This window comes from Sphingomonas qilianensis (assembly GCF_039614825.1).
In the GTDB taxonomy this organism is placed as follows: Bacteria; Pseudomonadota; Alphaproteobacteria; order Sphingomonadales; family Sphingomonadaceae; genus Sphingomonas; species Sphingomonas qilianensis.
In genome coordinates this window covers 258,781-277,675 of record NZ_JBDIMF010000005.1, presented here as the reverse complement: position 1 = coordinate 277,675, position 18,895 = coordinate 258,781, and the positions used below count along the sequence as shown (strand labels likewise).

The following is an 18,895-nucleotide window of genomic DNA, read 5'->3' as shown; positions in this document are numbered from 1 at the left end:
CCGCGGGCAGGGCGTCAGGCGCGTACGACGCGTTGTTCGATCACACCGAATGGCGCGCTGCCATCGGCTCGCCGGCCTTCCATGCGGACGGTATCGCCGAAGCGCATGAACTCCGTCTTCGGAGCGCCGCTATCGACGATCTCGATACCACGCCGCTCGGCAATGCAGGTCGACCCGATCTCGCGGTAATTGGAATTCGATACGGTGCCCGATCCGATGATCGTCCCCGCCGGCAGGGCGCGGGTGCGCGCGGCGTGCGCGATCAGCCGGTGGAACCCGAACGACATGCTTGTGCCGTTGGGCGTGCCGAAGCGCTTGCCGTTCCAGTCGACCAGCAGGTCCAGGCATACGCGCCCGTCGCGCCATTGATCGCCCAGTTCGTCCGGCGTCACCGCGATCGGCGCCATGCTGCAGGCGGGCTTGGCCTGCACCCAGCCGAACCCGGTCTTCATCTCCGGCCCGGCCAGCGCGCGCAGCGACCAGTCGTTGATCTGCACGATCAGCCGGATATGCCTCAGGGCGTCCTCGGGCGAGGTGCCCATCGGTACCGCATCGACGACCACCCCGAACTCGCCTTCGAAATCGATCCCGAGATCCTCGGACGGCACCGGGATATCGTCATGCGGGCCATAGAACCGATCCGACATGCCCTGGTACATCAACGGCACGTCCGAATGGTCCGGCGCGTTGCCGAAGACCTGTTTCATCAGCTCGCCGTGGCTTTCGAACGCTGATCCATCGAGCCATTGCCACGCGCGCGGCAACGGCGCCGCCAGCATCGTGCTGTCCAGCGTATCGGGAAACTCGTTCTGCGCGCGGCAGATGTCGGCCAGCGTGTCCCATCGTTCGATCAGCTCTTGCATCGTGGCGGCGGGGGCCGCCGCGCACCGCGTGCCGTCGGGGGAGACGAGCACCAGCCGACCATCGGGCGTGCCGTCGCGCAGCGTGGCGAACTTCATCGTGTCAGTCCTCGAAAATGGCGACGGCGCGCGTCCAGCCGGCCGATCCGCGCTTCACCTTGGCGGGGAAGCACGACACGGTGAAGCCGAAATCGGGAAGCTGCTCCAGATTGGTCAGCTTCTCCATATGGCAGTAACCGATCTCGCGACCGGCCTTATGGCCTTCCCAGATCAGCGACGTATCACCTGTTTCGGCAACCTTGCGCGCGGTGTGCGCGAACGGCGCATCCCAGCTCCACGCGTCCGTGCCGGTCACACGGATGCCCCGCGTCGTCAGGTACATCGTCGCCTCATACCCCATGCCGCAGCCCGACCCCAGAAAGTCCGGACCGCCCATCGCTGCGCCGGCCGCGGTGTTGATCAGCACGATATCCAGCGGTTGCAGCGTGTAGCCGATCCGCGTGAGCTCGGTCTCGATATCCGCCGCGGTCGCGACATAGCCGTTCGGCAGATGCCGGAGATCCAGCTTCACACCGGGCCGGAAGCACCAGTCGAGCGGCACTTCCTCGATCGTCATGGCGGGCTCGCCATTGTTCATCGTCGGATGATAATGCCACGGCGCATCCAGGTGCGTGCCGTTATGCGTCGTCAACGTCAGCGTTTCCGATGCCGCGAACCCCTGTCCGCCGGGCAGTTCCTCGGCCTTCAAGCCGGGGAAGAAGCTGTGCATCTCCGCGACCGTCTCGGCATGGTTCTGATACGATATCGTCGGCCGCATGAACGGCGGATCGGTGACGATCTCGGGATCGATCGTGATCGACAGGTCGAGGAACCGGCGCGTCATTGGCTGCGCCCGCCCAGCGTGTCGGCGAACCAGTCGGCGATATAATCGCGGCCGAAGCTCATATTGTCCGCCCCGACATGCTCGACGCCGCCTTCGCGATCGGTGAACAGCTTGAGTTCGCGGCGCGGCGAATTGACCAGCTGATCGTAGCAATCGTGCGCGTAGTTGACGCCGATCTGGCGATCGTTCGCCCCGTGGGTGACCAGGAAGGGCACCTTGATCCGGTCCATATGGCCGTTCAGGTTCATGTCGGCCGATTTGGCGAGGAAATCCTCCATGTCCGTCGCGCCGAACGCCCAGGTGACGTGCGCCCAGTAATGCGGGATGGGGTTCTCCCCCTCGCGCTTCATGCGCTTGTCCTGCACTTCGCGCCAATCGTGGTTGGCGCCCCAGACCGCACCACTGGCGAAGCGCGGTTCATAGGCGACCGCGCGCGGCGCGAAATGCCCGCCGAGCGAGATCCCGGTCATGCCGATCCGCGCCGCATCGACCTCGGGGCGCGCTTCGAGCCAATCGACCGCCTTCGATGCCCAATGCTCGCTATGCGGATCGACCGGCAGGTTCTGCAAGCGTAGCGCCTCGCCCGATCCCGGCTGGTCGACGCACAATGTCGAGATGCCGCGTCGCGCCAGTGCTTCGGGCAGCCGCGACCAGAATAGCAGTTCCTTGCAACTGTCGAGGCCGTTGCAATAGACCACCACAGGGTGCGGGCCATCGCCCGGCGCTTGCGTGTACAGCGCGGGCATTGTGCCTTCACTCAGCGGGATTTCGACGCGTTGGCGGGGAAGGCTGCCGAGTTGGGTCGATTTCTCGAACATCGCCAGCGCCTTGGCATAGGTCTGCTCGCGGCCGGGATGTCCGTGCCCCTGCATCCGTTCCGCCACAAGCAGGTACAAGGACGCGCGTTCCAGTTTATCGGAGGCGGAAAAACCCCGCTTACGCGCGGCATCCTCGTCCGCCAGCCCGATCAACTGGTCAGCCTTCGCGACCCACTGCGCCATGAACTGCGGCGTCCCCGCATCCGCGCCGCTTGCGGCGGCATCGCGGATCGGCTGGCACATATCGACGATCTCGCCGATCTGCGCGCCGCTCTCCAGCGCCATCGCAACCGACAGATTCCAAATATAGTTCGGAAAATATTCGAAAAGCGCCACGATCTGTTACACCTTTGCCGGCTGGAAAAGACCCGGATCGGCCGCTGGATGCGGCATCGTCTGCGGTCCACCGACCCCGACGCCCCATTGGTCCATTACTTGCGGACCGGGAATATGCACCTGGGCTTCGTGCGTATCGAAATCAACGTCTTCTAGTTCGGATGTATATTCGACCGCAAAGCCGCCTGGTGTGGTAAAATAGCTGAACGTGTTGTTGCCTGCGGTGTGCCGTCCCGGACCCCATAGGATATCGGTGCCCTGCTTACGCAGCCGGTTGATCCCGCGCATCATGTCGTCGACCGTCAGTACGTCATACGCGACATGGTTCAAACACGGCGGCCCAGGCAGGAAGGCGATGCGATGGTGCGCTTCGTTACAGCGCAGAAAGGCCATGAAATCACCAAGCCAGTCGCTCAGTTTGAAACCCAGCACATCGATGAAGAACTGCACCATTGCCTTGTGATCCGGCGAATGCAGCACGATGTGGCTGATCTTCTGCGGTACGGCATCCCATCGCACCATGTCGCGCCGATCGCTGCTCGCGACATCGCTTGATACCTCGAAGGGCAGGCCGTCGGGGGAAAAGAAGCGGAAGCCATAGCCACCACCCGCCGTTGTCAGGTCGCGCGGCGCGAAGATTACCCGGCATCCCGCGGCGACGACATTGTCGTGTAACGCATCGACGCTCGATCGGCTGTCCGTGGCAAGCCCGATCACATCGATGCGCATCGTCTCGTCCTGACGCAGGCGGACGACATGATGTTCGTCATCGCCCTGCGCCTTGAAATAGGTCATGCCGTCGTCCGACGATACCGGCTGCAGGCCCCAAACCTTGCTGTAGAATGCGCTTTCCGCCTCGATGTCCGGCATTGCATAGCCGATGTAGCGGATGTCAGTAACTCTACTCATCGCGAATCCTTCGTTTATCGTGGCTTAGATCGGCTGCGAAACCATCGCGAACATCTCGCGGGTCGCAGCGGCGTTATCGACCGGGGCGGACTTGCCCAACTGCCCGTGGCAGATCGCCAGGCTGGATCGCACGATATAGTCGCAGCGATCGAACCGGCGGTCATGATACGCGGCGAACGCCGCGTCGGTCGTGTCGTGGCGGGCAATTTCAGCCGCCAATACGATCGAATCCTCGATCGCCATGCCGGCACCCTGACCGAGGTGCGGCGTGGTTGCATGTATCGCGTCGCCGAGCAGGACGGTCCTTCCGCGATGCCACGGTCCCTTGAGCATCAGCGTTTCCAGCGGGCGATACACTACGCCATCATCGTCCGTGATATTCTCTGCCAGCGACCTGATCGCCGGTGGTGCACGATCGAGTTTGGCACGCATCGCCGCGGCAAGGCCAGCGCGGGGATAGCGCGGATTGCCGGGCTCGGCGGTGGTCACGAACATGTAGATCTGATTTGCGCTCATCGGCACCAGGCCGATCCCGATCGGGCCGTTATACGCTTGCAGCGCATCATGCCCGGCAGGGCGGGGCAGGTTGTAACGCCACACCGCTTGTCCGGTATATTCGGGCTCGGCAGCATCTGGGAACAACATCGCGCGGGTCTGCGAATGCACGCCGTCGGCACCAACTACGATATCGAAGTTTCGCTCGCTGCCGTCGGATAAGGTCACGTGGACCCCGTCGCCGAGATCGTTGATCGTGGTCGTCGTGACGCCAAGTAACACCTCGACCCCGTCCGACATTACGCGGTCCGCCAGCACCTTGTGCAATGCAGGCCGTGCGATGCCGACATTGGCCGGATAGCCATTTACTAGATTGGGCGACGGTACGCGTGCGACCATCGTGCCATGCGGCGTGAAAATTTCGACGTGGTTGAACCCGCATGCCGCGCCAAGATAGGTGTCGATCAGGTCGAGATCGCTCATCGCCCTGATTACATTCGATTGCTGAATGATGCCGACGCCATATACTGACCAGGACGGATCGCGCTCGATTACGGTGACGGCAAACCCTTCGCGGCGCAACGCGATTGCCGCGGTAAGCCCGCCGATCCCGCCACCAATGACCAGGATATCAAGCGCCTTCATATCACGCGCCAGCCTGTGCCGGGCCGCGCAATGGCAGCGATCCAGTGATCGCATATCGCGTCGAACATCATCGATATCCCCTCCGAACCCAAGCTTTTGCGTGGTTCGAGGCCCGTTTTACTCGTCGCCCTTCAATACAGGAAATGAGTTTATCTGATCCCCTTTCATCAAAACGGTGGATAGGAGTTGCTTCATTTCTCGCCGGCACCGGCACTCCATCGTGGCGATAGCCGGCTAACTCTCAAATCGCCACGCATGGACGGCGGGCGCCCAGCGAGCCGCGGCTAGAAGTCGTAGCCGATCGACAGGCCGTACGTGCGCGGCGGCAGGTAGGTCACGCCGATCAGGCGCCCGGTTCCGAGCGCAAACGTGCTCGACGGGCGGAAAATGTCGAATGCATTCTTGACGAACGCTTCGACCCTGATGTTTCGGGTTGCGGTGCGATAGGTGAGCGTACCATCGACCATCGTATAGGCCCGGGCGCTTTCGATATCGCGTTCGAACTCGCTGAAATAGGTACGGCTTTTGTGCGAGATGTCGAACGAGGGTGTCAGTTGGCCGTTCAGGAACGAGTTGCCGTCGCTCAGGTCAAATTCACCGTGTACGTTCCACGACAGGCGCGGGCTGTTGCGCACGTCGTTGCCGGAAAGCTGGATGTTGCCGCCGCCAGGGGCACCGAAGGCGGTCGGATCAGGATTGGTGATGGGGTTGTAGCCGGGGGCGCCGGCGCTGGCGACGTTGGCCGGGTTCAGCGGATCGAGCGTCAGATAATCGGTGAAGTGCGCGTCTGTGTAGGAGAGCGCGCCCGACAACCGCACGCCGCGCGTCGGCCGAGCGAACACCTCCAGTTCGAGCCCCTTGGCCTTTGTGCTCGCCGCGTTTTGGAAGATCGTCGTATAGCCGGTCGGACCGCCCGTGATCGTCTTGTTGAGCTGCAGGTTCCTGAGCGTGTAGGCATAGGCCGACAGATTGACCGTCAGGCCGCGCATCACCGTGGCCTTGATCCCCGCCTCGTTATTCTTGATCGTCTCCGGATCGACGATCGTCGTCGAACCCGAGGCGTTCTCGCCCGATCCCGCCTTGAAGCCTTCCGAGTAGGTGTAATAGATCAGGACATCCGGGTTCAGCTTCCATTCCAGCCCCGCCTCGGGCGTGAAATCCTTGAACGTGCGCTCGCGATGCGTCTGCGCCGCAGTATAGCGCAGCACGGGGCCGAGGCCGTTGCGCGTGATGACGATCGAGGGATTTTCCGAGGTCGCCTTTTCATTGCTGTAGCGGCCACCGAGCTTCAGCGAGAGACCGTCCAGCCCGACCAAATCGCCGAGTTTGATATTGGCTTGCCCGAACAGCGCGAACGCACGTGTGCCGAGGTTCGAGCGCGTGCACACGCGCTTGGGCGCGATGATCGCGCCACCGGTCAGCGTGCCGGGGCCATAGCCGCACAGACCGTACGCTTCGTTCAGGTCGATGCCCGCCGCCTGCAGCACGGCGATGTTGCTGAACTGCCCGTTGCGCGCCGCCAGCCCGACATTGTCGATCGGGCGCTGCCTTTCATGGAAATAATAGGCCCCCAGCACGACGCTGCCGATGTTCGACTGGTAATTGAACTGCAGTTCGTTGCTGAACTGTTTGCTGTCGATGCGGCGTTCCTGGTTGGTGGTGGCCTGTCCATTCGTCGCCAAGCTGCTAATCACCGCCGAAAGATCGAGATCTTGGAACAGCGAGCTCTTGAAGTTGCGATAGTTGGTGATGTTCGTAACGCTCAGCGTATCGGTCAGGGCCGCGGTCAGCGTGCCGGTAAATGCGTAGGTCTTCGTATCCGTGCCGACCTGGCTTTCGCTCGCCAGATCGCGCGCGCGTGTCGCATAGCCACCGACGCCGAGCGGGGCGAGCCGTGCGACGCCCGGGAACGACGCGCGTAGATAATGGATCGCCCCCGACGAATCGTTCTGCCGGAAATATTCGCCCGACAGCAGCAGATCGACCTTTGGCCCGAGATCGAACGCGAGCTGCCCGCGGATCATGCGGCGATTGAGGTCGTCGACGTCGCGCCCGGTCACCGGATTGCGGCCGAATCCGTCGCGGTCCTCGCTCCGGACCGCCACGCGCGCACGGACGCCGTCGATGATCGCGCCGCCGATCGCAGCCTCGGCGATGATGGCGTTGTAATTGCCGTACGTGGCGCGGGCATAGCCGCTGAGATCGTCGGTCGGCTTGGCGGTGATTAGGTTGATCGATCCGCCGACCGCGTTGCGGCCGTACAGGGTCCCTTGCGGTCCGCGGAGCACCTCGACGCGTTCGAGATCGAACAACGATGTCAATTGCGCTTCGGCGCGTGCGACATAGGCGCCGTCGACATGGAAGGCGACGCCGGTCGAACTGCCGGTGGTCGACGTGTTGGCGCCGACGCCGCGAATGAAGATCTTCGCCTGATTGAAATCGCTGCCGAAATTGACCGAGGGAATGATGTTCTGCAAATCCTGCAGTGTCGAAACCTGCGCGGTCGCCAATCGGTCGCTGCTGATCGCGGTAACCGCGGCGCTGACGTCCTGCAACGATTGCTCGCGCTTCTGTGCAGTGACGATGATATCGACCTGATCCGCGTCGTCGTTCTGCACGACGGAATTCGCCGCGGGCGGCGCAGCGGCCGGCGTAGCGGGCGCGACCTGCGCGTAGACACTGGTGGACGCCAGCAGCGCGGCAGCGGTAGCGATAAACCTGATCATGAAGCTCTCCTGATGGCGGTTGGGCGCGATGCCCGATCTCGCGTCATTCCGGCACGACGACGATTTCGAGCAGACGGGGGCCGGGCCCGGCGAACACGTTCTGAAGGGGGCATCGAGCGCCGCCGTGACATCTTCCGCGTGCGCCGGTTTTGCGGACGGACGGGGCATCTCGGCCGCGTGCTCGGCCAAGAGAAGCGGTTCGTAAGGCAAGTTCGACCGCGCTTGCTGCCCCTCGGTCGAACCGGGATTCCCGAAGATCGTGGTCACGCCGAGCCGACCTGGCAGCCCTATCACCGCGCGCGCCCGATGGCGCCAGCGACCGTCGCGATCGGATCGACGTGCCGCCCCCATACGGTCAATGCAGGCGCGCCCGTGCACAGCAGGACTCGCCCATGGTGATCCCGCCTAGACGCACCGCCGCTCCCATTTCTAATATGCGAATATTTCGCTTATGCGATGACTATAGATAAGCCGGCGTGATACGCAAGTGTAACGGTTCGTGTCGTCTGCGTCAGCGCCACGTTATTCGGCCGCGAGCGGCGCGATCATCGCTCGCTCAACTGACCAGCAAAGCGGCTGTCTTGACCAGCAACTCGATTGTCCGTCGCTCGACCGCCGGGTCGAACCGCACAGTGGGAATCGCCACGCTGAACGCGCCCAGTGTCGCGTTGTCGATCACGACGGCGCGGCCGATCCCCTGGATGCCCGGCGTATGTTCCTCGCGCGTGCGCGCAACCCCCGTCCGCCGGATCGTCTCGATCTCGCGACCCAGATCCTTTGCCTGCGTGATCGTCGCGGGGGTGAAGGCGGCGCGATCGGTATCGCGCAGATAGGCGGCAATCTCGTCGTCGGGCATCGCCGCGAGGATTGCTTTTCCGGCCGCGAAGCCGTGCAACGGCATGCGCATGCCCATCTGGACCGCGTAGCGCAGCGCATGATCGCTGGTCTCGGTAACCAGCGCCTCGACCTCCCACCCCTGCCGCACGAAGAAGGATGCGGTCTCGTTCAGTTGCTGGCTGAGCGCGCGGACCAGCGGGGCGACGCGTTCCTTCAACGAGAATCCCTGCGCGCCGATCTGCAGCCGGGCCAGTCCCGGGCCCGGCGTGTAGCGCCGTCCTTCGCGGGCGAGATAGCCGCGATCGACGAGTGTCGTCAGCAGGTAGGAAAGGCTGCTGACCGGAATGGCCAGCGCCGCAGCGATCTCCTGCGCGACGACCGGCGCCCCGCGCGCGACGACATATTCGACGATGTCGAGCGTGCGCAGCGCCGACTTGACGGGATTGGAGGCAGTGTCGGCCATCGGGCGACTATACGGCCTCGCGGCGGTCCCGCCAGCGCCGTGTCAGAGCCGCGCGTCTGCCAGGTCGGCGCCGGCGCGCAGGTTGCGCAGCTTGGCCCAAGTCACGGCCGGGTCGATCTTGCCGTAGCCGGCGAAGGTCCCGAACCCGCAATCGGTGCTGGCGACGACGCGATCCTTGCCGACGATGTTGGCGAAGCGTTCGATGCGCTGCGCGATAAGTTCGGGCGTCTCGAGATAGTTGGAGCAGGTGTCGATCAGTCCGGGGGCAAGGATCTTGTGATCGGGCACGCCGGCGTCGCGCCAGACGATCCATTCATGTTCGTGACGCGGATTCGCCGCCTCGAACAGCACCGTCGCGGGGCGCGCCTTGAGGACGATATCGATGATCCGTTCCAGCGGGATATCGTGATCGTGCGGCCCTTCGTAATTGCCCCAGCACAGGTGCATACGCATCTTCTCAGGGGCAATGTTGGCGGTGGCGGCGTTGAGCGCCTCGACATTTGCCTCGATCGTGGCGAGGAACTGCGCCTCGTCCATTTCCTGATAGCCGGTGTGGCGCGACATGGCGAGATCGGGGCAGTCGAGCTGCAGCTCGAAACCCGCTGCAACGATCGCTTCATATTCCGGCGTCATCGCGGTGACGAGGTCGGCGAGGTAGGCTTCGTGACTGGGATAGAAGGCGTTCTTCTGGAATGCGGTGATCAGCCCGGGCGAGGCGGCGTTCATGAAAGCACGTGTGCCGTTGCCGTGGCGATCGAGCGCGCCGCTGAAGCGGCGGATATCGTCGTGCAGCGGCTGGAGGTTGATCAGCTTGATCTTGCCGATGCACGAAGCGCGGGTGAATTCCTGCGACCCCATGATATGCGCGAGCTTGGCGCGCAGATTGGGCAGGGGGGCGAGATCGAGCGCCGACATGCGCTCGCTATGGCCGCCAAAGCCGGACAGCCGCTCGATCATGTAGGTCGAATAGCCCACCTTGCCGAGTTCGCCGTCGCTGACGATGGTGACGCCCGCGGCGATCTGCGCCTCGACTGCCGCGTCGACCGCGCTCTGGACGACGGTGTCAAAGGCATCGGCGTCATAGGGGTCACCATGATCGCGTGCCAGCAATAGCGGGGTCAGTTCGGCCCCGCGTGGCAAGCTGCCAACATGAGTCGTGGCGATCGACATGGTATTCCCTTTCGAAGACTATGAGCGGTTTTTGGCGGAAATTCACGTGCATGTATAGATCGTGTATGCGAACTGTTGCTCGGCGTAGCTGGCGTTGCGATGTAGAACGGCCATTCACGAGGGCCAGATCGTCGCCCTGCCGGATTTGAACCGCCAAGAAACAAATGCCGTAACGCCTGCAACGTCCAGCGCGCGAAGATCAGAAACGAGGGGAGAGCGTGTGAACGAGAAGATGTCGGCGGAGATGGTGCGCGCGATCGAATGGGACTGCACGCGGCTGGTCAGTCATTACGCGCTGCTCAACGACGCGGCGCGCTGGGTGGAGGCGAGCGCGCTGTTCCTCGCCGACGGGCGCCTTGCCCGGCCGAGTGCGCCTGACGCGCCGATTGTCGGTCGTGAGGCGATCCTTGCCGCGTTTCTCGCGCGTCCGCCGCGTGTGACGCGGCATGTGTGCAGCAATATCGTGATCGATGTGATTGGCCCCGACGCGGCGCGGGGCGAAAGCGCGATGCTGCTGTTTACCTCGACCGATGCGCCGCCGCTGGTTGGCGGGTTCATCGACCGGTTCGCGCGCACTGCCGAGGGCTGGCGCTTTGCCGAGCGCCGCGGCACGCTGAGCTTCTGAGGGGTGTGCGACATACAGAGCGATCGGGGGGAATGATGGCAGATCGTGATAGGCGTGCGCCGCGCGAGGCTGGAGCGGCGTTAGACCGCGATCCGCGCGCGATCGTGGACGACGCGCCGATGAGCCGCTTGCAGATCGCGGCGATCGCGATCACCGTGGGGCTCAACGCACTCGACGGGTTCGACGTGTTGTCGATCAGCTTTGCCGCGCCGGGCATCGCCGCCGAATGGGGCATCAGTCGCGCGGCGCTCGGCGTCGTGCTGTCGATGGAACTGATCGGCATGGGCATCGGATCGATGCTGTTGGGCAGCGTGGCCGATCGGATCGGGCGGCGGCGCATGATCCTCGGCTGCCTGGTCGTGATGGCGTTCGGCATGTTCATGGTGACGACCGCGCACGACGTGGTCACGCTGTCGGTATGGCGGGTGCTGACCGGGCTCGGCATCGGCGGGATGCTGGCGGCGATCAATGCGGCGGCAGCGGAGTTCGCCAATGCCCGGCGGCGCAATATCGCGCTCGCCCTCATGGTGATCGGCTATCCGGTCGGCGCGGTGATCGGCGGATCGGTATCGGCATTGCTGCTCAAGGGTGGCGACTGGCGGCTGGTGTTCGAGTTCGGCGCGGCGGTCACGGCAACATTCATCCCGTTGGTCTGGTTCTTCCTGCCCGAACCGGTACAGTTCCTCGTCGCGCGGCGGCCGACGGACGCGCTAGCCAAGGTCAACCGCACGCTGGCGCGGATGGGGCACGGCCCGGTCGCAATACTACCCGAGATCAGCGCGGAAGAGGCTCGCGGCTCGCTGATCGACATCCTTCGCCCGGCGCTACGCAAGACGACCCTGCTCGTCACGCTGGCCTATTTTACGCATGTCGTCAGCTTCTATTTCATCCTGAAATGGGTGCCGAAGATCGTCGTCGATCTCGGCCATCCCGCCGCGCAGGCGGCGAGCGTGCTGGTCTGGGCGAATGTCGGCGGGGCAGTCGGCGGCGCGATCTTCGGGCTGTTCGCGCAACGTTTTGCGCTGAAGCCGATGACGATCGGCGTGCTGGCGATATCGTCGATCATGGTCGCGCTGTTCGGCGCGGCGGGGGTGCGATCGCTCGACGGGCTGGCGGCGCTGGCCTGTGCCGGCGGGCTGTTCACCAACAGCGCGGTGGTGGGGCTCTACACGATCTTCGCGCGGGCGTTTCCGACGCATGTCCGCGCGACCGGCACCGGCTTCGCGATCGGCGTGGGGCGGGGCGGGGCGGCGCTGTCACCGATACTCGCGGGATCGCTGTTTTCCGCCGGGCTGCCGCTGGCGGGGGTGGCGATCGTGATGGGTTGCGGATCGCTGCTCGCGGCGTTTGCCCTGCTGGGCGTGACGCTCAAACTCGAGAGTAAGAAGTAGCGTTCACAGCGGCAGGCCGACGTAATTCTCGGCGATGGCGGTCTGCATCGCGCCCGACTCCGCGACATAATCGAGTTCGGCGACCTGCATGCGGTGCTCGAACGCTCCGTCTTCGGGAAAGCGGTGCATCAGCTTGGTTAAGTACCAGCTAAACCGCTCTGCCTTCCATATTCGCGTTAGCGCGCGCGCCTGATAGCCATCGATCCCGACGGTATCGCCGCGCGAGATCGCCGCGATCAGGGCGTCGGCGAGATAGGAGACGTCGGAGGCGGCAAGGTTCAGCCCCTTGGCGCCGGTCGGCGGCACGATGTGCGCTGCGTCGCCGGCGAGAAACAGCCGCCCGCGACGCATCGTCTCGAACACGTAGGAGCGCAGCGGCGCGATCGAAAGTTGTAGCGCGGGGCCGCGCGTCACCGCATGGTCGGCGAGCGGCGCGAAGCGGCGGTCGAGCTCGTCCCAGACGCGCGCTTCCGGCCAGTCCTCGAGCCGGTCGGTCAGCGGCACCTGGATATAATAGCGGCTGCGCACCGGCGAGCGCATCGAGGCGAGCGCGAAGCCGTCCTGCGTGTTGGCGTAGATCAGTTCGGGATGGCACGGCGGCACATCCGCCAGAATACCGAGCCACCCGAACGGATAGGCGCGTTCGAATGTCGGCCCCTCGCCGATTGCGGCGCGCGCAGGGCCGTGAAAACCATCGCAACCGGCGACGAACGCGCAATGGACGTGGTGCGACACGCCGTCCTGCGTCCAACTGACCGAGGGCGTATCACCGTCGATATCGTGGATCGCGACATTCCGCGCCTCGAACACGATCTCCAGCCCGCGCTCGGGCGCGGCGGCGATCAGGTCGCGGGTGACCTCGGTCTGGCCGTAGACGGTGACATTGCGTCCGGTCAGCGCGGCGAGATCGATCCGGATCATGCGGTCGTCGGTTGCGAGGTTGAAGCCGTGTTCGACCATGCCTTCCGCGTTCAGGCGGGCATCAAGCCCGAGGCGATGCAGCAGATCGGTGGTCGTCGTTTCCAACACGCCGGCGCGGATGCGGTTCTGGACATAGTCCCGCGTCTGGCGCTCGATGATCAGGCACTCGATCCCCTGCGCGCGCAGCAGGTGCCCGAGCAGCAGTCCGGCCGGACCGCTGCCGATAATGACGACCGGGGTCAGGCGTCTATCGTTATCGACCCGCGCGGGACTTTCGCTTGGACGGCGCATCGCCCCGAGCCCGCGGCGGGCGTCGGCAAGTGGCATCAACCCGCCAGCTGCCGTTCGAGCGCATCGAGCACACGGTAGCACGGCAGCACCTGCGCGACCGAGCTATTGGGCTCTCGCCGCTCGCGGATCGCGGCGACGAATTCGCGGTCCTGGAGCTCGATGCCGTTGGACGATACCGCGACGCCGGCAAGATCGACCGGTTCCTCCTTGCCGGTCAGGAGGTCGTCGTATCGCGCGATCCACGTACCGTTATCGCAGATATAGCGGAAGAATGTGCCAAGCGGGCCGTCATTATTGAACGAGAGCGACAGCGTGCAGATCGCGCCGCTTTCCGCCTTCAGCTGGATCGACATGTCCATCGCGATGCCGAGTTCGGGATGGATCGGGCCCTGAACCGCATTGGCCTGCACGATCGGCCCAGCCTGATAGGCGAACAAATCGACCGTGTGCGCCGCGTGGTGCCACAGCAGGTGATCGGTCCACGACCGCGCCTCGCCCTTGGCGTTCATGTTCTTGCGGCGGAAGAAATAGGTCTGGACGTCCATTTGCTGAACGCTTGCCTCACCGCCGGCAAACTTGGCATGCAGATATTGGTGGCTTGGATTGAACCGCCGCGTGTGCCCGACCATGCAGGTGAGGCCAGTCTCCTGCTGTTTGGCGAGTACCGCTTCGGCATCCGCCAGGCTGTCGGCGAGCGGAATCTCGACCTGCACGTGCTTGCCAGCGTCGAGGCACTGGATCGCCTGCGCCGCGTGCATCTGCGTCGGCGTGCACAGGATCACCGCATCGACATCATCCCGCGCCAGGCTATCAGCGAGATCGTTACAGGCGTGGCCGATACCGTATTTCGCGGCGATCGCCTGGGTCGGTTCCAACCGCCGACCGACGATGCTCGTCACCTTGACGCCGTCGATATTCTTCAGTCCGTCGAGATGCTTCTCGCCGAACGCGCCGGCCCCAGCAAGCGCGATACGCAAGGTCATACCTGTCTCCGTCTGCCCCAGGGGGCGATCATTCCGCGGCGATCGACTGCACCGTATCGCTGCCGGTCATGTCGAGCCCCTCGCCATTGTCGGGGCGCAGCACGACATGGCCGATGGCGGTATTCGAGCAGGGCACGTGATAGTGGCGATGAAGTGCATGCGTCTTCCTGCCCATCGCGCCGCGCATGATCAGCCACATGACCATCTCGATCCCTTCCGAGCCGGTCTCGCGCAGATATTCGATATGCGGCACGCGGCGGATCGCATCGCTCTCGCCGATCAGCGAATCGAGGAACATGTTGTCCCATTCGCGATTGATAATGCCGGCGCGCGGCCCCTGGAGCTGGTGGCTCATCCCACCCGTGCCCCATACCTGGACGTTGAGATCCTCTTCGTAGCTGGCGACCGCGCGCGCGATCGCCTCGCCCAGCGCCCAGCAGCGATTGCCCGACGGTGGTGGGTAGGTGACGACGTTGACGGCGAGCGGGATGACCTTGACTGGCCATGCGTCGGTCTTGCCATACATCATCGTCAGCGGCACGGTCAGGCCGTGATCGACGTCCATCTCGTTGATAATCGTCATGTCGAATTCGTCGAGGATCAGGCTCTGCGCGATATGCCAGGCGAGATCGGGATGCCCCTCCACCGCGGGCACCTGGCGCGGGCCCCAACCCTCGTCGGCGGGCTGGTAAAGCTCGCCGCAGCCGATCGCGAAAGTGGGGATGATCTTCATGTCGAATGCCGATGCGTGATCGTTAAAGACCAGGATGATGACATCGGGCTTCTCGGACTTCTCCCACTCGCGCGTCCATTCGAACCCTGCGAAGATCGGGCCGAAATAGTCGTCGGCATCCTTGTTCATGTCCGATGCTACGCCGAGCAGGGGCACGTGACTGGAGCCGATCCCGGCGGTGATGCGTGCCATGTCAGCGATTCCCTTCGGCGATGCCGGCGGCGGCGCGGGCATTGGCCTTGATCGAGCGATTGCCCTCGGCGGAACGGCCGCCGGCGACCATCATCTTGGTATAGGTCTCGAAATCCATGTCGGTCATCGTCGACACGGCCTGTGCGAAGCCTATTCCATCGGTGGAGAAGACCTTGGCGAGGAAATAGACGTTGCCGCCGAGATCGAGCAGCCGGTTGTAGTCGCGCTTGAGCAGCCCGTCTTTCTGCTCGGGCGTCAAATTCCATTCGTCGAGATAGGCGCTCTCGTCGGCGCGGAAACGGACACGGTTCTCGTCCTTCATCAGGCTCATCGCGCACTGATTGAGGTTATAGCCCTGGCGTGCGCGCTTGGCGGTGAACACGCGGGTGCCGGGAATGTCTTCGAACTCGGCGAGATATTCGTGGATGTCGCGGGGTGCGGTCACAACCCTCTCTCCTTCAGTTGCGCATCGAGGCGGGGATATACGCGGCGCGCATTGCCTTCGTAGATCGCGTGACGCTGGTCGGCGTCGATCGGGAGCGCGTCGACATAGCGCTTGGTGTCGTCGAAATATTGCCCGGTGGTCGGATCAATCCCACGCACCGCGCCGACCATCTCGCTGCCGAACAGGATGTTCTTCGTCTCAATCACGTTGGTCAGCAGGTCGATGCCGGGCTGGTGGTACACGCAAGTGTCGAAGAAGACGTTGTCCATCAAATGGATGTCGAGCGCGGGTTTTTCGAGCATGTCGGCAAGGCCGCGATAGCGCCCCCAATGATAAGGCACCGCGCCGCCGCCATGCGGAATGACAAAGCGCAGCGTCGGGAAGTCGGCGAAAAGGTCGCCTTCGAGCAGCTGCATGAAAGCGATCGTGTCGGCGGCGATGTAATAGGCGCCGGTCGCGTGGACGCCGGGATTGCACGAGCCCGAGACGTGGATCATCGCCGGCACGTCCAGCTCGACCATCGCTTCATAGAAGGGATACCAGAAGCGGTCGGTGAGCGGCGGTGCGGTGAAATGCCCACCGCCGGGATCGGGGTTGAGATTGCAGCCGATGAAGCCGAGCTGCTCGACGCAGCGGCGCAGCTCGGCGATCGACCCGGTGATGTCGGCCTTCGGGTTTTGCGGCAGCATGCAGACGCCGGCAAAGACTGCGGGATAGAGATCGACGCACCGTTTGATGAGATCGTTGTTAGCGCGTGCCCAGCCAAGGGACACGCCCTCGTCGCCGACATGGGGTGCCATCGCCGATGCGCGGGGCGAGAAGATCGTCATGTCCGCACCGCGCTCGCGCAGCAGCCGCAGCTGGTTGGTCTCGAGCGTCTCGCGGATCTCGTCGTCCGAAATGGCCGGATAGGCCGGCGCCGCGTCTCCGGCCTTGAACGCCGCCTTCTGCGCCTCGCGCCAGTCGTTATGCCTAGCCGGCGCGGTGGTATAATGGCCGTGGCAATCGATGATCATGCGGCTTCGCTCTTATTGAGGGGGCGGAGTGCGGTGAGCTTCGCGTCGAGACCCGGCGGGGCGGGGATGCGCCGTTCGCCGACGCCGTACTGCCACTGCATCGCGGCATCCGTCATCAGCGGTGCGATGCCGAGCCCGGTCAGCGTCTGCGCGACCTCGTGCATCTCCTCCGAACGGCGCAGGCCGTGGACCATCATCCGGTCGAGATTATAATCGAACCGCCTGGCCCAGTCCGCACCCGGCCAGCTCGCGTCGAGCGAGGCGATCACCGCTTCGCGCACCCCGGCGGCATCGGCGGCGAGCACGCATTCGGCGGTGAGCGCCTCAAGTCCCTTGACCATGACAGAACGAATCATCTTGATCGCGGACGCGTCGCCGATCGCAGTGCCAACAATCGTCACATTCGAGAAACCGAGCCGGTCGAGCGCAGCGGCGCCGGCGGCCGCGTGCGGCCCCGACACCAGCAACGGCACGCCGCGGCGTGCTGGATCGACCGGCGCCATTACCGCGACGTCGACATAGCGCGCGCCGTCGCCGAGCGCCGCCGAGGCGGTGCGCTTCGTGTCGGGCGCGACGGAGTTCAGGTCGAGATATAGCGCATCCGGCCGCAACAGCGGTGCCGAGCTGCGCGCGGCGGCAAGCGCCTGATCCGCGGTTACCAGCGACAGCACGATCGTTGCGCCGTCCAGCGCTGCGGCAGGACTCTCATGGGCGGTGACGCTGGTGGCGCGAAAGTCAGCGAGCTTGGCAGTGCGGGTCGCGGTGGCATCGAGCTTGATATCGTAGCCGCGCGCGCCCGCCCCGGCGAACGCCATCGCCGCCTCGCCGAACCCGATAAAGGTGACGTTGCTCTCCATGACGTGGGAGTAGCGGGCGCGGTGATGGCGACGCCAATCGGAATCGCCGTCGTCTCATTGGTTTTTCGGAATTCCGATTTCTCGCGATGCCTGGTCGAGGAGTGCGACGAAATGCGACTGCGCGGCACTCGGACGCCATCCGGCGCGCGTCGTGATGCCGATCGTCCGCACGCTGTCTTCGAGCGCGGGCCCAATCGTGGTCAGCATGCCCGCCTGGATTTCCAGCGCGACCTGATCGGGCGACAGCAGGGTCAGCAGGTTGGAATCGCGGAGCAGTCCGCGAATCACCATGGCCGAGCCGCATTCGATCGGCGCGGCGGGCAGCGCCCGGCTGGCGAACAGGCTATGCCATTGCTGCCGGAGTGGTGTCGCGGGCGAACCCACGATCCAGGGATAGCCGGCAAGCTGTTCGATCCCGGGGTGCGCGACCGCGGCCAGCGGATGGCCGGCGCGCGCCACGACCGCCAGCCGGTCGTCGAACAGCGCGCGCTGCTCCAGTCCGGGTGGTGGGGTGTCGCGCAATGCGCCGATCAGCAGATCGAGCACGCCCTCCTGCAACGGATCGACCAATTCGCGGAACGACCCCTCGACGACGTCGATCACGACGCCTGGCGCGGCGCGGGTGAAGGCGGCAAGCGCGCGGGGCAGCACCAGCGCGCGCGACAACGGCATCGCGCCGATGGCGATGCGCCCGGTGCCGGCGGGATCGGCGGACAGTTCGGACATGCCGGCGGCCAGTTCGCGCGCCGCCAGCCGCACGCCACGCGCGAGCCGGCGGCCCGCTTCGGTCATCGCGATGCCGCGACCGCGACGCTCGACCAGCGGCACGCCGGTGACCTGTTCGAGATCGCGCACCGCGCGGTGCAGCGCCGGTTGCGACAGGCCCGTCGCGGCCGCAGCGCCGACGAAGCTGCCGGCATCGGCGACGTTGAGGAAGGCGTCGAGCTGCGTCGCGGTCATCAGGTGATCGGGACGCGAGAAACCGCGACCGCCACCGGTACGGCAGGCGGCGGCGAGCAGGCGGAATGCCGCGTCGACGCGGTCAGCGAGGGTGCGGCCGGCGGCGGTCGCGACGACGCCGTCGGATCGGCGATCGAACAGCGCCACGCCCAATTGCCGTTCGAGCTTCGACAGGCCCTGCGTCAGCGCAGGCTGGGACAGGCCGATGCGACCCGCCGCGGCGCTGAGCGAGCCGTGATCGACGACGGCCGAAAGGGCACGAAGGTGACGCAGGTTAAGATCGAAAGGTTGCAGGATCACGGCGAACGGACATAGCAAAAACTTATCGCGCTGTCGCAC

At 64.6% G+C, this 18,895-nt stretch carries 17 protein-coding genes; 2 read left to right on the top strand and 15 right to left on the bottom strand.

Annotated elements, in window-relative coordinates; translation table 11 throughout:
• Window positions 1-14 precede the first annotated feature (14 nt).
• The 8 genes from ABC969_RS12945 to ABC969_RS12910 all read right to left on the bottom strand — a co-directional run bounded on the left by ABC969_RS12945 (window position 15) and on the right by ABC969_RS12910 (window position 10,142).
• Window positions 15-959 (bottom strand): fumarylacetoacetate hydrolase family protein, encoded by a 945-nt coding sequence (locus ABC969_RS12945; protein WP_345865442.1) that lies wholly within the window; start codon window positions 957-959, stop codon window positions 15-17.
• Window positions 960-963: 4 nt separating this feature from the next.
• The gene (locus tag ABC969_RS12940; RefSeq protein ID WP_345865441.1) at window positions 964-1,743 is read right to left on the bottom strand and encodes a cyclase family protein; all 780 of its coding nucleotides are present in this window, start codon (window positions 1,741-1,743) and stop codon (window positions 964-966) included.
• Window positions 1,740-2,897, bottom strand: a complete 1,158-nt coding sequence (locus ABC969_RS12935; protein ID WP_345865440.1) for an alpha/beta hydrolase family protein — start codon at window positions 2,895-2,897, stop codon at window positions 1,740-1,742. Before ABC969_RS12935 ends, ABC969_RS12940 begins: the two co-directional genes overlap by 4 nt.
• Window positions 2,898-2,903: 6 nt before the next feature.
• A complete protein-coding gene (locus tag ABC969_RS12930; protein ID WP_345865438.1) occupies window positions 2,904-3,806 on the bottom strand; it encodes a VOC family protein in 903 nt (300 codons plus the stop codon).
• A gap of 24 nt (window positions 3,807-3,830) precedes the next feature.
• Window positions 3,831-4,946 carry an FAD-dependent oxidoreductase gene (locus tag ABC969_RS12925; protein ID WP_345865436.1) on the bottom strand — a complete coding sequence of 372 codons (1,116 nt, stop codon included), beginning with the start codon at window positions 4,944-4,946 and terminating at the stop codon, window positions 3,831-3,833.
• A 284-nt stretch (window positions 4,947-5,230) separates the two neighbouring features.
• Window positions 5,231-7,672: a TonB-dependent receptor gene (locus tag ABC969_RS12920; protein ID WP_345865434.1), complete on the bottom strand. Its 2,442-nt coding sequence runs from the start codon at window positions 7,670-7,672 to the stop codon at window positions 5,231-5,233.
• A gap of 556 nt (window positions 7,673-8,228) precedes the next feature.
• Window positions 8,229-8,972, bottom strand: a complete 744-nt coding sequence (locus tag ABC969_RS12915; protein ID WP_345865432.1) for an IclR family transcriptional regulator — start codon at window positions 8,970-8,972, stop codon at window positions 8,229-8,231.
• Between the two features lie 42 nt (window positions 8,973-9,014).
• Entirely contained in the window at window positions 9,015-10,142 is a 1,128-nt protein-coding gene (locus ABC969_RS12910) for a cobalamin-independent methionine synthase II family protein (RefSeq protein WP_345865430.1), read from the bottom strand.
• A 220-nt stretch (window positions 10,143-10,362) separates the two neighbouring features.
• Here ABC969_RS12910 and ABC969_RS12905 point away from each other — a divergent pair, with 220 nt between their 5' ends.
• Both ABC969_RS12905 and ABC969_RS12900 read left to right on the top strand, forming a co-directional pair.
• On the top strand, window positions 10,363-10,767 hold the full coding sequence (locus ABC969_RS12905) for a nuclear transport factor 2 family protein (protein ID WP_345865429.1): 405 nt from the start codon (window positions 10,363-10,365) through the stop codon (window positions 10,765-10,767).
• 35 nt (window positions 10,768-10,802) lie between these two features.
• Window positions 10,803-12,158: an MFS transporter gene (locus ABC969_RS12900; protein WP_345865428.1), complete on the top strand. Its 1,356-nt coding sequence runs from the start codon at window positions 10,803-10,805 to the stop codon at window positions 12,156-12,158.
• Window positions 12,159-12,161: 3 nt separating this feature from the next.
• Here ABC969_RS12900 and pobA read toward each other — a convergent pair whose 3' ends face one another.
• The 7 genes from pobA to ABC969_RS12865 are packed head-to-tail and all read right to left on the bottom strand — an operon-like array spanning window position 12,162 to window position 18,856.
• Entirely contained in the window at window positions 12,162-13,370 is a 1,209-nt protein-coding gene (gene pobA / locus ABC969_RS12895; RefSeq protein ID WP_345865462.1) for a 4-hydroxybenzoate 3-monooxygenase, read from the bottom strand.
• Between the two features lie 35 nt (window positions 13,371-13,405).
• Complete coding sequence (locus ABC969_RS12890) at window positions 13,406-14,347, bottom strand: Gfo/Idh/MocA family oxidoreductase (RefSeq protein WP_345865460.1); 942 nt, start codon at window positions 14,345-14,347, stop codon at window positions 13,406-13,408.
• Between the two features lie 34 nt (window positions 14,348-14,381).
• Window positions 14,382-15,278: a class III extradiol dioxygenase subunit beta gene (locus tag ABC969_RS12885; RefSeq protein WP_345865427.1), complete on the bottom strand. Its 897-nt coding sequence runs from the start codon at window positions 15,276-15,278 to the stop codon at window positions 14,382-14,384.
• A gap of 1 nt (window position 15,279) precedes the next feature.
• A complete protein-coding gene (ligA, locus tag ABC969_RS12880) occupies window positions 15,280-15,723 on the bottom strand; it encodes a protocatechuate 4,5-dioxygenase subunit alpha (protein ID WP_345865426.1) in 444 nt (147 codons plus the stop codon).
• The gene (locus ABC969_RS12875) at window positions 15,720-16,739 is read right to left on the bottom strand and encodes an amidohydrolase family protein (RefSeq protein ID WP_345865425.1); all 1,020 of its coding nucleotides are present in this window, start codon (window positions 16,737-16,739) and stop codon (window positions 15,720-15,722) included. Before ABC969_RS12875 ends, ligA begins: the two co-directional genes overlap by 4 nt.
• The gene (locus ABC969_RS12870; RefSeq protein ID WP_345865424.1) at window positions 16,736-17,596 is read right to left on the bottom strand and encodes an NAD(P)-dependent oxidoreductase; all 861 of its coding nucleotides are present in this window, start codon (window positions 17,594-17,596) and stop codon (window positions 16,736-16,738) included. Before ABC969_RS12870 ends, ABC969_RS12875 begins: the two co-directional genes overlap by 4 nt.
• Before the next feature lie 54 nt (window positions 17,597-17,650).
• On the bottom strand, window positions 17,651-18,856 hold the full coding sequence (locus tag ABC969_RS12865; protein WP_345865423.1) for a LysR family transcriptional regulator: 1,206 nt from the start codon (window positions 18,854-18,856) through the stop codon (window positions 17,651-17,653).
• Window positions 18,857-18,895 lie beyond the last annotated feature (39 nt).